Annotated in this window: 1 protein-coding gene; it reads right to left on the bottom strand. The window is 58.0% G+C overall.

The genetic code is table 11. The features are described 5' to 3' along the window. Positions 1-50 precede the first annotated feature (50 nt). A partial coding sequence (locus tag AC4PR2_RS29570; protein WP_492176133.1) for a hypothetical protein occupies positions 51-578 on the bottom strand: 528 nt, incomplete at its 5' end.

Here is a 578-nt window from a genome sequence, read left to right as displayed (position 1 = left end):
TACCCTGGCTGGGTTTCTCACACAGGTAGAGCTGCATCAGATAACCTCCCTCAGCCCTGACCTTTGGCAACCTGCTGTAGCTGCGTCATCAGTCTCCCAAGGTAAGCGTCGGTCAGGTGCGACGCATCCGGTGAGCTGTATGTCACTTTCAGACGGCTGCCGGCACCGGACTTGACCACTTCGAGCTCAAGGCGATCATTGCCTTTCCATTCCTGCCCCATCTTGTAATAACTTCCCCGATTTGCTGACCAGACCGGGCGTGCTTCATCAATGGAGCTCGCGCTCCAGTCGCCGTGCTGATCACGCTGGCGCAGACTTTCAAGCTCCTCGGAGGAGATGAACTGATAATGACTTTTCAGCCGCGCCGCCGCGGTATCAACGTCCACCGGGAGGCTATAAGTATGATGCACATCCTGCCGGGGCCCGGAAATACCGGCCCGGGTCATCCAAGGCATGCTACCCTCACTGGAACTACCGCTACCACCGCTTGCCAGCGAATGGGCAGCGTCACTGATTTTCTGGTTCCACTCGCCCAACGCAGTGCCTGCACACCCCGTTAACAACAACGCGGCGCAAAG

It is taken from the genome of Serratia sp. A07, from assembly GCF_058725505.1.
Note: the sequence above shows the minus strand (reverse complement) of the source record. Positions and strands in the feature narration are given on the sequence as shown.